Raw genomic sequence first — 14,412 nt, forward strand, 5'->3', positions numbered from 1 at the left:
TAAATGAAAGTCAACCAATTTCCAGATCGAATAATAGAAATCAACAATGAAGACTATTTGTATTTTGGCGGAACGGCCTATTTGGGTTTACCAACGCATCCTGAATTCCAAAAGCTGCTCATCAAAAATATTTTGCAATGGGGAACGGCTTACGGAAGTTCCAGGAGTGCCAATATTAAACTAGCAGCTTATGAAAATGGAGAACGCTTTTTAGCTAATTACATCAAAGCAGATGCAGCTCTTACCGTTTCTTCGGGCATGTTGGCGGGGAAATTAGTAATAGAGGCGTTAACTCCTCAAACCAATTGCTTTTTTCATTTTCCGGATACACATACTGCCATCAAAGCGGTAGATAGTCTTCCTTTTTTTATTGGAGAAAAATTAAATCCTCGTTTGCTGGATAACGCAACTGAAAAAATTACGATTCTAACTGATGCGGTTCCTTCTTTTCATGTAAAACCAATCGCTCTTTCTATTCTAAATTCGATTTCGTCCCATAAAGAAATTACTTTAGTTGTAGACGAATCGCATTCTCTTGGAATTTTGGGAACGAATGGTTGCGGGATTTTTTCGAATATTGATCTTCCAAATATTAAAAGAAAAATCATGCTTTCCTCTTTAGGTAAAGCTTTCGGATTAACGGGAGGAGTAATTGCCAGCGATGTAGATTTTATTAATCAAATGACAAATGACGATACTTTTGTTGCCAGTGCCGGAATGAATGCCGCATTTATACAAACTATAGCTGATGCGCCAGCAATCTATTTGCAACAGTATCAAAAATTAAAAGACAATTTAAAATATATAGAAGCTCATTTGATTAAAAATAAAGCAATTCATTTTGACCCCAATTATCCGCTAATTTATCCTGAAATCGAAGGATTAAATAAAATTTTCACTGCGAATAAAATCATAGTAACTAATTTTAAATACCCAACAGACACCAAGGATTTAAATCGAATTGTAATTACTGCCAATCACAAAAAAGAAGATTTGGATAAAATAATCCACATTCTGAACCAAAACCAATTCTGAATCTAAAATTGTGGTGCAATTGCTTTTTAACCGTACCTTTGTAAAAAATTAGAATATGATGACAAATAACGATATCTTTAAAAAACTTCGCGTAGCATTAATGTTGCGTGACGATCAAATAGTTGAAATATTAGAATTAGTAGATTTTAGAATCACTAAATCCGAATTGGGTGCTTTTTTCCGTGATGAAAAACATGAGAATTATATGGAATGTGGTGACCAAGTGTTGCGCAATTTCCTAAATGCTTTAGTAATTCACTTGCGTGGAACCAAAGAAAATCCAAAAAACCCAAATGTTGTATTAGCCAAACACAAAGCTCAAATTCCTGTAAAAGAAGGAGCTTCGGAAAGAGCTGAATTTAAAGCAAAACCAAGAGACGAAGATAAATCAAGAGGCGACGAAAGTCCTTCAAAATCGAAGCCTGCAGCTAAGAAACCGTTCAAAAAACAATTTTCAAAAGGAGCTCCAAAAGTTCAAATAGTGGAGAAAGTGAAATTTAATTTCGGAAAGAATAAAAAATCATAAGTAGCGCAGATTTATGCCCCTCTACTAAATTAAACCAAAAAATCCTGAGTCTTCACTCAGGATTTTTTCATATATAAATACTATTATATCAAAAAAAAATACTTTAAGAGCTACAGCTTAACATAGAGCACCCCACTTTATCTCTGGCCCAATCCGGTCTTTTGGCAAACCATTTTTGAAAATTTGGCTGTTCATCATAGGGATTTTTAAGCATTTCAAATAGTTCATTTAACAACGAATACTCTCCCTTATCTGCGTCATCAATACACAATTGTGCTATGTAATTTCGCAATACATATTTTGGATTTACTGCATTCATTTGAACTTTTCTTTCAGAATCCGAAAGTGTTTCTTCATTAATTCGAATCGTGTATTTCTCAAACCAATCGTGCCACTCTTTCAAGATCGTTTCATTCAAATCCTTTTCATTATAAAAGGCGTCTTTTATGGTATTGAAAGCTGTTGTAGCATTATCTGCTTTAGTGACAGTACACAGGTTTCTAAAGAAAATGGTCATATCCGTTTCTGCATGTTCAAGTAGTTGAATCAGGTTCTCAATTAAAAAAGCATCCTCTTCTTTTTTGATTTGGAAACCTAGTTTATTTTGCATCATATTCAAATACTCCTTTTCGTAATCCGTACTAAAAGCATCCAAAATAGTTTCCAGCGGTTTAGCATCCTGAATCAAAGGATACAAAGCATTGGCCAATTGATACAAATTCCACAGCGCAATTTCAGGCTGATTGCCAAAACGGTATCTTTTATGCTGCCTATCGGTTGTATTGGGAGTCCAATTCGAGTTGTAATCTTCTAACCAACCGTAAGGTCCATAATCGATGGTAATACCGTGAATGGACATGTTGTCGGTATTCATAACGCCATGAACAAAACCTACACGTTGCCAATGCACAATCATGTTCAGTGTAGTTTGGGTTACTTCATGAAAAAAGTCCAGATATTTACCGACACCCTCCCCTTGAATATGAGGAAAATGATGTTTGATGGTGAAATCCGTTAATAATTTGAGATTAACGTAGTCTTTTCGAGAAGAAAACAATTCGAAGCTACCAAAACGGATAAAAGAAGGAGCCACTCTACAAACGATGGCGCCTTTTTCGTAGGCCGGATTTCCATTATACAATATATCCCGCAGCACTTGATCACCAGAAAGCATTAGCGATAGTGAACGCGTTGTTGGAACACCTAAATAATGCATCGCTTCGGCACATAAATACTCTCGAATTGAAGAACGTAAAACCGCAAAACCATCCGCTGTTCTAGAGTATGGTGTAGGTCCTGCGCCTTTTAATTGCAAAGTGTATGTTTTATTGTCATGAACGACTTCGGTAAGATTGATAGCACGACCGTCTCCTAATTGTCCTGCCCAGTTGCCAAATTGATGTCCGGCGTAACACAAGGCAAATGGTTTTGTTTCCGGATAAACGGCGCTTCCAGAAAAAACATTTAAAAAATCAGTTGAAAGTATATCTTCAAGAGAAAGGCCAATAGCATTTGCTATCTCCTTTGAAGCATGAATTAGGGAAGGATTTGAGGGTATTTTGGGCAATACATACGAATAGAAAGCTTGCTCTACCTGTCTTGGCGTATTGATTTCATTTGGATCCGCAGGCAATTCAGTTATAAAATTATTTTGCAAATGAAGTTTCATAGTATTTTAAAAATATTTTTTATTCTAGTAAAGATAATAATTGCAAGCACTACAATTTATACTTTCATTTTTTTTATGATTTGTTTAATAAAAAATCTAATTCAAATTTATTGAAATAACAATTAGCATCGGTTTAAAACACAAAAATCCTGAGCTTTCACTCAGGATTTCTTAATATATAACTATTTTCTAAATTAAGAAAGTGCTGCTTTTACTTGATCAGCTGCTTCTTGAAATTCAACAGCAGATAAAATTGGCATTCCTGAATTATCAATTAATTCTTTTGCAATAGCTGCATTTGTACCTTGTAAACGAACAATTATTGGTACTTTAATTGCATCACCCATATTTTTGTAAGCATCAACAACTCCTTGCGCCACACGGTCACAACGAACAATTCCACCAAAAATATTAATCAAAATTGCTTTTACGTTTTGATCTTTTAAGATAATACGGAAAGCAGTTTCAACACGTTTTGCATCAGCAGTTCCACCTACGTCAAGGAAGTTAGCAGGCTCGAAACCAGCGTACTTGATTAAATCCATAGTTGCCATAGCTAAACCAGCTCCGTTCACCATACATCCTACTGTACCGTCAAGATCAACATAGTTTAAACCTACTTCTTTTGCTTCAACTTCGATTGGGTTTTCCTCACGAACGTCACGCATATCAGCATATTTCTTTTGTCTGTATAAAGCATTATCATCGATATTTACTTTAGCGTCAACAGCCATGATTTTATTGTCAGATGTTTTCAAAACCGGGTTGATTTCAAACATAGAAGCATCAGATCCAATATAAGCATTGTATAAAGAATCGATGAATTTCACCATTTCTTTAAAAGCATTACCTGAAAGACCTAAGTTAAAAGCAATTCTTCTTGCTTGAAAACCTTGTAATCCAACAGAAGGATCAATTTCTTCGGTAAAAATTAAATGCGGTGTGTGTTCCGCAACTTCTTCAATATCCATTCCACCTTCAGTAGAATACATAATCATGTTACGACCTGTAGCTCTGTTTAATAAAACAGAAACATAAAATTCAGAAGTTTCACTTTCACCAGGATAATAAACATCTTCAGCGATTAAAACTTTATGTACTTTTTTACCTTCAGCAGAAGTTTGAGGTGTTACCAATTGCATTCCAATGATTTGTGTTGCAATTTCTTCTACTTGTTGTAAATTTTTGGCCAGCTTAACTCCACCACCTTTACCACGTCCACCTGCATGAACTTGGGCTTTTACTACGTACCAACTTGTACCGGTTTCGGTAGTTAATTGTTTTGCAGCAGCAACGGCTTCTACTGGACTATTAGCAACGATTCCGCGTTGAATGCGAACTCCGTAGCTAGCTAAAATCTCTTTTCCTTGATATTCGTGTATGTTCATAATATAGAATTTGTCTGGATTCTGAATTTATTTCAGAATAAAAGTGGCACAAAAATAGCAAAATTAAACTTAACTGCTATTTTTTTTTATTAAATGTAGCGCCTAAATTTGTATATTTCTAACTAATCATTGGTCGACGCAAAAAATATAAAAAATAACAAACATTTTGTTATAATTCTAAAACAAAAATAATCAGTAAAATAATTCTCTCAAAATAATTGACATAAGGCCTTTTAATCGGTTTTCTTTTTATAGAAAAATCAATTGAACTGTATTTAAATACAATTATTGTGATTTATCGCACCTTTTTCTACTATTACTGTAAAAATACATTCAATTTGGCTTTTACACTCATTATATGTTACTAAATCTTTAATTTTGTAAAAAAAATATTAAGCATGAAAGTTAAAGAACAAGGCCTTTATTTGCCCGAATTTGAACATGATAATTGTGGCGCAGGATTTATTTGTAATTTGAATGGAATTAAGTCTAATGATATTATCCATAAAGCACTAGATATCTTAATAAAGTTAGAGCATCGTGGAGCTGTTAGTGCGGATGGAAGAACCGGAGATGGAGCAGGAATTTTATTTGACATCCCTCATATATTTTTCAAGAAAGTATGTGATTTTGAAATCCCTGAAGCGAGACAATATGCAGTAGGAATGGTTTTTATGCCTAAAAGTATAAACCAAGTAGCTTTTTGTAAAACAACTTTTGAGGATTCTATACGCAATCAAAATTTAGAAGTTCTAGGGTGGAGAGATGTTCCTGTAGATATTTCTAATTTAGGACAAATTGCGGCTGAAAAAGAACCAACTGTAAAACAAGTATTTGTTAGTAAAAATGGATTGGACCTTACGGAACAACAATTTAACGCTAAAATGTTTGCTGCAAGAAAAATTGCAGAACATACCATAAGAAACTCCAGAACTTCAGAAAGTCATATGTTCTATTTTTCTAGTTTTTCAACAACTACCATTATCTATAAAGGGTTGTTGATGCCAGAAGACATTAGTCGTTATTATACTGATTTATCTGATACTGATTTAGTTACCAGATTAGCTTTAGTTCACCAACGCTTTTCAACAAATACGTTTCCTTCATGGGAATTAGCACAACCATTTAGATACATGTGTCATAATGGAGAAATCAATACACTTCGTGGTAACATTAGCAGAATGCGTGCTCGTGAAGAATTGATGCAAAGTGATGTATTTGGTGATGATTTGAAAAAATTATTCCCTATTATACTAGAAGGAAAATCGGATTCAGCTTCTATGGATATGGTTGTCGAATTGTTATTGATGACCGGACGTTCTTTACCGGAAGCAATGATGATGGTAGTTCCTGAAGCTTGGGAAAAACACCAAACCATGTCGGAAGACAAAAAAGCATTTTACGAATATAATGCTTGTATCATGGAACCTTGGGATGGTCCAGCTTCTATTCCTTTTACTGACGGTAACGTTATTGGTGCCTTATTGGACAGAAATGGTTTGAGACCTTCTCGTTATACATTGACAAAAAGCGGTTTCGTAATTATGTCTTCAGAAATTGGTGTTCTTGATATCAAGCCAGAAGATGTAATTCAACACGGTCGTTTAGAGCCGGGAAAAATGTTCTTGGTGGACATGAATGAAGGTCGAATCATTGAAGATGATGAGATCAAAAATGCTATTGCTACCAAACGTCCCTATAAAAAATGGTTGGATGAGAATTTATTGCAATTAGCTCAAATTCCTTATACCAATAATCCAATACCAACCGAAAACATAGACTTTGAAACAAGACAACGTTTATTTGGTTACACAATAGAGGATTTAAAAACAATCATAAACCCAATGGGAGCTCAAGGTAATGAAGCTTTAAGTTCTATGGGTAATGATACTCCGTTAGCGGTTTTATCAGATCAACCACAACTTTTATACAACTATTTCAAACAATTATTTGCTCAGGTTACCAACCCACCATTGGATGGTATTCGGGAAGAAATCATTACTGATATCAGTTTAGCAATTGGTGGTGATTATAATATTTTTGATGTTGATCCTAAACATTGTAAAAAATTAAAGATTCAAAATCCAGTTATCTCGAATGAAGATTTAGATAAAATAAGAAATATCGATCATGCTGATTTCAAATCGGTGACTATTTCTACTTTATATGATATCGAAAAAGGAGTAAATGGATTGGAACGCGCTTTGGAAAGAGCAGTTCAAGCTACTTTTAAAGCGGTTTCAGAAGGATGTAATATCGTAATCATTTCTGATAGAGGTGTAAGCGAAAAAATGGCTCCAATACCAATGTTATTGGCTTGTTCATATATTCATCATTCACTAAATATTCTACAAGTTCGTTCGAAATTTGGAATCATAATTGAATCTGCTGAACCACGTGAACCGCATCATTTTGCACTATTATTTGGTTATGGTGCAAGTGCAATAAATCCTTATATGGTAAATGAAATCATTCATGACCAAGTTAACCAAGGTTTTATTACTGGTATAAAAGCGGATTATGCCATTAAAAATTATAATAAAGCGATTGCAAAAGGAATCCTTAAGATCATGAACAAAATTGGTATCTCTACTTTACATTCGTATAGAGCGGCACAAATTTTTGAAATTTTAGGATTAAATAAAACATTCACTTCTAAATATTTCCCTTACACCCCTTCTAGAATCGAAGGAATTGGGTTAAATGAAGTAGAAAAAGAAATCAAAAAAAGATATCAAAAAGCTTTCCCAAATTCAAAAGTGGCCAATTTATTGCCGCTTGAAATTGGAGGTGTCTACAGATGGAGAAGAACTGGTGAAAAACACATGTTCAACCCAACAACGATTTCTAAATTACAACAGGCTGTACGATTAAACAGTCCTGAAAGTTATAAGGAATACTCCAATATGGTTAATGACCAAAGTAAAAACCTAATGACTATTAGAGGTTTATTTGAATTCAATAATTTAGACCCAATTTCTATTGACGAAGTAGAGCCTTGGACCGAAATTGTAAAAAAATTCAAAACTGGAGCCATGTCTTATGGATCAATCAGTCAGGAAGCCCATGAAAACTTGGCAATTGCCATGAATAGAATTGGAGGAAAAAGTAATTCTGGAGAAGGTGGAGAGGATTCAAAACGTTTCCAAAAAGACTTAAATGGTGATTCTAGAAATAGTGCCATTAAACAAGTCGCTTCAGGAAGATTTGGTGTATCTATCAATTATTTGACAAGTGCCAAAGAGATTCAAATAAAAATGGCTCAAGGTGCAAAACCTGGAGAAGGTGGGCAATTACCTGGAGAGAAAGTAGTACCGTGGATTGCCGCTGTAAGAAATTCAACTCCTTATGTTGGACTAATTTCGCCTCCGCCACATCACGATATTTACTCTATTGAAGATTTATCTCAATTGATTTTTGATTTAAAAAATGCCAATCGTGAAGCACGTATTAACGTTAAGTTAGTTTCCGAAGTAGGTGTTGGAACAATTGCTGCCGGTGTTGCTAAGGCAAAAGCTGATGTGATCTTGATTTCAGGATACGATGGAGGAACCGGTGCTGCACCATTAACTTCATTACAACATACAGGTATTCCTTGGGAACTTGGACTTGCCGAAGCACAACAAACTTTAATCTTAAATGATTTAAGAAGTCGTGTAGTTCTAGAATGTGACGGACAATTAAAAACAGGACGTGATGTAGCTATTGCTGCGTTACTTGGAGCTGAAGAATTTGGTTTTGCAACAGCGCCGTTAGTCGCGTCTGGTTGTATTATGATGAGAGCTTGTCACTTGAATACCTGTCCAGTTGGTATCGCTACACAGGATCCTGAATTGAGAAAAAATTTCAAAGGAACTCCAGAGCATATCATCAACTTCATGTATTTTATTGCAGAGGAGTTGAGAGAAATCATGGCGCAATTAGGATTTAGAACACTAAAAGAAATGGTGGGACAATCTCAAAAATTGAATGTCAATAAAGCTATCAAACACTATAAAGCAAGCGGATTAGATTTATCTACTATTTTATATAAACCAGAAAAAGCTAAAGTAGTTCCAAATCATAATACAACTACACAAGATCATGCTTTAGATAATGTACTTGACTTTGAAATTATAAAAGCAGCTATTCCTTCTATTTATAGAAAAGAAAAAACAAGAGTTACTTTTGATATCAAAAATACAGATCGTTCTGTTGGTGCAATACTAAGTAATGAAATTTCAAAAATATATGGTGCACAAGGTTTACCTGAAGACACGATATTAGTTGATTTTGAAGGTTCTGCCGGACAAAGTTTTGGTGCTTTTGCAACAAATGGTTTGTCATTCAAAATTCATGGAAACTGTAATGATTATTTAGGAAAAGGGCTTTCAGGTGGTAAATTAATTATCAAAGTCCCTCCTACTGCAACATTCAAACCCGAAGAAAATATCATCATTGGTAACGTTGCCCTTTACGGAGCAATTACTGGTGAAGCCTATATCAATGGTATGGCTGGAGAACGTTTTTGTGTTAGAAATTCTGGAGCAACAGCAGTTGTTGAAGGAATTGGAGATCATGGATGCGAGTATATGACTGGAGGAACTGTAGTGGTTCTAGGAAAAACCGGAAGGAATTTTGCCGCAGGTATGAGTGGTGGTATTGCGTATGTTTTTGATCCAAATAAAAAATTCGACGATACTTTATGTAATATGGAGATGGTAGCTTTTGAAACATTAGAAGATGATGATATAACTAAACTGAGACGTTTAATTAAAAATCATTCTATGTACACCAATAGTCCATTGGCAAAAAGAATTTTGACTGATTGGGAGAACCAACAAAAACACTTTATCAAAGTGATGCCAACAGATTACAAAAAAGCATTGAAAAGATTAGCAGAAGAAAAGCAAATAGAAGAACTAATAGCATAGTCATGGGTAAGATAGGTGGATTTAAAGAATATAGTAGAACTGACGAAAATAATATAGCTGTTGTAGAACGTGTATCAAACTATAATGAGTTTACAATTGCGTTAGAAAAAGATAAAATAAAAGAACAAGGTTCAAGATGTATGGATTGTGGTATTCCTTTTTGCCACAGTGCTTGTCCGTTAGGAAATTTGATTCCTGATTTTAATGACATGGTACATCAAGAAGAATGGGAAAGTGCTTTGGAGATTTTACAATCAACAAACAATTTTCCTGAATTCACAGGAAGATTATGTCCTGCTCCATGCGAAAAATCATGTGTTTTAGGTATAATCAGTGAACCGGTAGCTATTGAAAATATTGAAAAAAACATTGTTGAAAGAGGTTTTGCAGAAGGATGGATAAAACCACAAATTCCAGCAACAAGAACAGGCAAAACAGTAGCTGTAATAGGCTCTGGACCTGCTGGTTTAGCGGCTGCGCAACAATTAAATCGCGCAGGACACATTGTTACTGTTTTCGAAAGAGACAATGCTATTGGTGGTTTATTACGTTACGGAATTCCAAATTTTAAATTAGAAAAAGGAATTATCGACAGACGTGTGGCGATTCTAGAAGCGGAAGGAATTGTATTTAAAACCAATGTAAACGTTGGTGTAAATTTCAGTATTGAAGAATTAAATTCTTTTGATTCCATCGTATTGTGTGGTGGTGCAACTGAAAGAAGAAGCTTACCTACAAAAGGAATTGAAAGCAAAGGAGTTGTTCAAGCAATGGATTTTTTAACACAACAAACAAAAGTTTTATACGGAGAATCAATTCAAGACCAAATCAAAGCTACTGGTAAAGATGTTATCGTTATTGGTGGTGGGGATACTGGTTCGGATTGTGTTGGAACTTCAAACCGACACGGTGCAAAATCGGTTACTAATTTTGAGATTTTACCAAAACCACCAGTTGGAAGAAGTGAAACTACTCCTTGGCCTTTTTGGCCATTACAATTAAAAACTTCATCTTCACATGAAGAAGGTTGTGACAGAAACTGGTTAATCAATACCAAAGAATTCATTTCTAATGAAAGCGGCCAATTAACAGGATTGAAAACCGTTGAAGTAGCTTGGAAAATGACTCCGGGACAAAGACCTGAATTAATAGAAAAAGAAGGATCAGAAAAAATCTGGCCTTGTGATTTAGCTTTATTGGCACTTGGATTTACAGGTCCTGAAAAAACATTAAGTGATCAATTAGGATTGGAAGTAGATTTTAGAAGCAACTACAAGGCAAATAATTATCAAACGAATGTTCCTCATATATTTACTGCCGGTGACATGAGAAGAGGGCAATCCCTTATTGTTTGGGCAATATCTGAAGGTCGTGAAGCTGCTAGAGAAGTAGACAATTATTTAATGGGTTTCACAAATTTACCAACTAAAGGTAACGGTGATTTACCTAGTTTATAATAAAAGATAATTGTACAAAATCCCTTGATAATTAATTTATCAAGGGATTTTTATTTTATAAAAGTTACAAAAAACCAATAAATCATATTAAATGTTACAATAGTAACATTTTGTTATATTTTGTTAAAACCTGTATTTTTATTTGTTTGTATTGATAAAGAATAATAAATTTGCCTAAAAATAGAATCAAAATGCAAGGAAAAGACTTATTACAATTAGCAGAACAATTCGGTAGCCCGATATATGTTTATGATGCAGAAAAAATACAATCCCAATATAATAGATTAACAAAAGCTTTTTCAAAAGTAGATAAGTTGCGTATAAATTATGCTATGAAGGCACTTTCAAATGTGGCTATACTTCAATTACTCAAAGAAATGGGATCTGGTTTAGATACTGTATCTATTCAAGAGGTATTGTTGGGACTACATGCTGGATATGAGCCTGAAAAAATATTCTATACCCCAAACGGAGTTTCTTTAGAAGAAATTGAAGAAGTTTCTGCTATGGGTGTTCAAATAAATATCGATAACTTATCTATATTAGAGCAATTTGGTACAAAATACCCAAGCGTTCCAGTATGCATTAGAATAAATCCTCACGTAATGGCAGGAGGTAATGCAAATATATCTGTTGGTCATATTGATAGTAAATTTGGTATTTCTGTTCACCAATTGCCCCATTTGGTTCGTATTGTTGAAAATACAAAAATGAATATTGTTGGTATTCATATGCACACAGGTTCCGATATTCTTGATATAGAAGTGTTTTTATATGCAGCAGAAATCTTATTTGATGCCGCAAAAAACTTCAAGAATCTTGAATTTCTAGACTTTGGAAGCGGATTTAAAGTACCCTACAAAAAAGATGATATTGAAACCGATATTGAGGAATTAGGAAAGAAACTTTCGAAAAGATTCAATGCATTTTGTGTAGAATACGGTAAGGAATTGACCTTAATATTCGAACCTGGAAAATTTCTAGTAAGTGAAGCTGGTTTCTTTTTAGCTAAAGTTAATGTGGTAAAACAAACTACGTCAACAGTTTTTGCAGGAATAGACAGTGGTTTTAATCACTTAATAAGACCCATGTTTTATGGTTCGCAACATCATATTGAAAACATTTCACACCCAAAAGGGAAAGAACGTTTTTATTCCGTTGTTGGATACATTTGTGAAACTGATACTTTTGCAAATAATAGAAGAATATCCGAAATAAAAGAAGGTGATATTTTATGTTTTAGAAATGCAGGAGCCTATTGTTTTTCTATGGCATCTAATTATAATTCTAGATACAAACCTGCAGAAGTATTGTGGATGAAAGGCGAAGGTCACTTAATAAGAGCACATGAAACCTTTGAAGATTTATTAAAAAATCAAATTCCATTACCAGTAGCTGCTACTGTTTAAATAAACTTAAAATCCCATCTCATTTAAAACTTGAGATGGGATTTTTCATTAAACATAATAGTTCCAGCTTATTTATTTTCTAAAACTTCTTCCAAAACATTAGCTTCCGTTCCATTTGGAAAAGGAATTTTAATTTTTTGAGCAATTGTAGGTGCGATTTGTGTGATATATTTCTTCGCAAATGATTCTCCCTTTTTAACATGCCAACCGTAGAAAATAACTGGTACATGCGTATCGTAGCTGTACGGGGTTCCATGTGAGGTCCCAGTCCCTTGGTATTCTATATAAGCCGCTTTATCAAGAATAACAAGATCTCCATCTTGTGTTGGATCATACCCTTTTGTTATAAAATTAAGATAGTAATCATTTCCCGTAGAACCCAGTATTTCTTCTTCAGAATAAACTCTTTTAACGTGTTCCTGTGTCATTAAATAGTCTTTAAAAGACTGTTTAACTTTACTCAAATCAAATCCTTTAGACTTAATAATATCTCTATTAAATAAAAGATTGAAATTAGAATAATTCACAATTAAATCGGCTCCAAAAGTAGCGATAGAAAAGTCTTTTAACCCTTTAATAATATCTTTTGGATTGATGCTTTTTACTTTGTACTTATTATCCCTTAGATAATTTACGTTTTCAGCTCCCGCATGATCTGCAGTAAGAAAAAGCAAATAATTATCTTTCCCCACAGTTTTGTCTAAATAAGCTAAAAAATCAGCTATAGTCTGATCTAAACGTAAATAAGTATCTTGTAGTTCGATAGATCTTGGCCCAAGTAAATGGCCTACATAATCAGTAGAAGAAAAACTAACTGTCAAAAAATCGGTAATAGTATCTTTTCCCAATTCTTCTTTTTCAATTGCTTGCATTGCAAATTCCGCCAAAAGGTTATTACCAAATGGGGTAGAACGTATAACTCCTGCATCATTTTTATCATACATGTCTTTTAAATTATATGGAAATATAGCCGCAGTACTATTGTATAATTTTCCCTCATAAGGATTATCATCTGGGAGGCTTTCGTTATAAGTTCCGGCAGGTTTGAATAAATCCCACCCTTTAGTTATATAAGGCATGTATCTTTTTTCTTGATTGAATTGAGTAACCCAGTCCGGTAATGCAGAACCATAGAAAGAACTAGAAATAAAAGATCCCGTTTTACTAAACCAAAAGGCCCAATTAGCAAAATGTCCGGCAGGCAAAATAGCTCCACGGTCTTTTAAACTCATGCCAATCACTTTCCCTTTAAAATTTGTTGCTAATTTCAATTCATCAGTAATTGTTGTACTTAATAAATTCTTTGGAGACATTTCTCCTTCTTTGACTGTACCATCTCCAATTGTTTTAACAGATGCATCGTCTGTACAATACATCTCTTTACCCAGACTTCTGCTAAACCATTCATTTCCTACAATTCCATGAGTAGAAGGAGTAGTACCGGTATAAATAGAAGCATGCCCAGGTGCTGTATAAGTTGGCATGTAATTATAATGCATATTTTGGAAAGTATATCCATTCCCCATTAATCTTTTAAAACCATTAGGTAAAAAATCATCCGAAAAACGATATAAATATTCCATCTTCATTTGATCAACAACAATACCAACAACCAGTTTTGGTCGATCTTGAGCCTGCATATTTAAAGACATAATAAATGTCAAAAACAAAATAATTTTTTTCATATTGTATTTTTATATAGTTCAACAAAAATACAATTTAATGTTATAAAATAAGTCCTAAGAAAACGGTAAGTACGATAAATTAATCATTTCTTAAATCGAATCCGTCTGGATCATTTTAGGTTAATTAACTGACTGGTTTTGCATTTGACTATAACGAAAAAATCCTCATCAAATTAATGATGAGGATTTAATAGAATCTGAAACGGGTTCAGATTAAAGAAAGGCGACGACATACTCTCCCACATAACTGCAGTACCATCTGCGCAGGCGGGCTTAACTACTCTGTTCGGGATGGGAAGAGGTGAGCCCCGCCGCAATAACCACCTTAAG

The 14,412-nt window shown here is 34.1% G+C and carries 8 protein-coding genes and 1 rRNA gene; 5 read left to right on the plus strand and 4 right to left on the minus strand.

The window, feature by feature from the left end; translation table 11 throughout:
• Positions 1-3: 3 nt before the first annotated feature.
• Both ACM55M_RS06720 and ACM55M_RS06725 read left to right on the plus strand, forming a co-directional pair.
• Complete coding sequence (locus ACM55M_RS06720) at positions 4-1,035, plus strand: aminotransferase class I/II-fold pyridoxal phosphate-dependent enzyme (protein ID WP_416856799.1); 1,032 nt, start codon at positions 4-6, stop codon at positions 1,033-1,035.
• Between the two features lie 58 nt (positions 1,036-1,093).
• Positions 1,094-1,561, plus strand: coding sequence for a DUF1456 family protein (locus tag ACM55M_RS06725; RefSeq protein ID WP_416856812.1), 468 nt, complete (start codon positions 1,094-1,096; stop codon positions 1,559-1,561).
• A 103-nt stretch (positions 1,562-1,664) separates the two neighbouring features.
• Here the strand turns inward: ACM55M_RS06725 and ACM55M_RS06730 are convergent, their stop codons facing one another.
• Together ACM55M_RS06730 and sucC are read right to left on the minus strand one after the other, a co-directional pair.
• On the minus strand, positions 1,665-3,230 hold the full coding sequence (locus tag ACM55M_RS06730; RefSeq protein ID WP_416856800.1) for a protein adenylyltransferase SelO: 1,566 nt from the start codon (positions 3,228-3,230) through the stop codon (positions 1,665-1,667).
• Between the two features lie 194 nt (positions 3,231-3,424).
• Positions 3,425-4,618, minus strand: a complete 1,194-nt coding sequence (sucC, locus tag ACM55M_RS06735; RefSeq protein WP_416849492.1) for an ADP-forming succinate--CoA ligase subunit beta — start codon at positions 4,616-4,618, stop codon at positions 3,425-3,427.
• A 398-nt stretch (positions 4,619-5,016) separates the two neighbouring features.
• On the opposite strand from sucC, the gene gltB reads away from it, so the two are divergent.
• From gltB to lysA, 3 genes are all read left to right on the plus strand, one after another.
• On the plus strand, positions 5,017-9,531 hold the full coding sequence (gene gltB / locus ACM55M_RS06740; protein WP_416856801.1) for a glutamate synthase large subunit: 4,515 nt from the start codon (positions 5,017-5,019) through the stop codon (positions 9,529-9,531).
• 2 nt (positions 9,532-9,533) lie between these two features.
• Complete coding sequence (locus ACM55M_RS06745) at positions 9,534-10,988, plus strand: glutamate synthase subunit beta (protein ID WP_416856802.1); 1,455 nt, start codon at positions 9,534-9,536, stop codon at positions 10,986-10,988.
• A 191-nt stretch (positions 10,989-11,179) separates the two neighbouring features.
• Complete coding sequence (gene lysA, locus ACM55M_RS06750; protein WP_416856803.1) at positions 11,180-12,397, plus strand: diaminopimelate decarboxylase; 1,218 nt, start codon at positions 11,180-11,182, stop codon at positions 12,395-12,397.
• Between the two features lie 68 nt (positions 12,398-12,465).
• On the opposite strand, the gene pafA is transcribed toward lysA, so the two are convergent.
• The gene (gene pafA, locus ACM55M_RS06755; RefSeq protein WP_416856804.1) at positions 12,466-14,082 is read right to left on the minus strand and encodes an alkaline phosphatase PafA; all 1,617 of its coding nucleotides are present in this window, start codon (positions 14,080-14,082) and stop codon (positions 12,466-12,468) included.
• A gap of 218 nt (positions 14,083-14,300) precedes the next feature.
• Positions 14,301-14,410, minus strand: a 5S ribosomal RNA gene (gene rrf / locus ACM55M_RS06760).
• Between the last annotated feature and the right edge of the window lie 2 nt (positions 14,411-14,412).

This window comes from Flavobacterium galactosi (assembly GCF_048158585.1).
Classification (GTDB): Bacteria; Bacteroidota; Bacteroidia; order Flavobacteriales; family Flavobacteriaceae; genus Flavobacterium; species Flavobacterium galactosi.

Bases quoted from the DNA above. Each gene is read 5' to 3' on its own strand.
- pafA (WP_416856804.1), bottom strand. From the start codon at position 14,082: ATGAAAAAAATTATTTTGTTTTTGACATTTATTATGTCTTTAAATATG.
- gltB (WP_416856801.1), top strand. From the start codon at position 5,017: ATGAAAGTTAAAGAACAAGGCCTTTATTTGCCCGAATTTGAACATGAT.
- ACM55M_RS06720 (WP_416856799.1), top strand. From the start codon at position 4: ATGAAAGTCAACCAATTTCCAGATCGAATAATAGAAATCAACAATGAA.
- ACM55M_RS06745 (WP_416856802.1), top strand. From the start codon at position 9,534: ATGGGTAAGATAGGTGGATTTAAAGAATATAGTAGAACTGACGAAAAT.
- lysA (WP_416856803.1), top strand. From the start codon at position 11,180: ATGCAAGGAAAAGACTTATTACAATTAGCAGAACAATTCGGTAGCCCG.
- ACM55M_RS06730 (WP_416856800.1), bottom strand. From the start codon at position 3,230: ATGAAACTTCATTTGCAAAATAATTTTATAACTGAATTGCCTGCGGAT.
- ACM55M_RS06725 (WP_416856812.1), top strand. From the start codon at position 1,094: ATGACAAATAACGATATCTTTAAAAAACTTCGCGTAGCATTAATGTTG.
- sucC (WP_416849492.1), bottom strand. From the start codon at position 4,618: ATGAACATACACGAATATCAAGGAAAAGAGATTTTAGCTAGCTACGGA.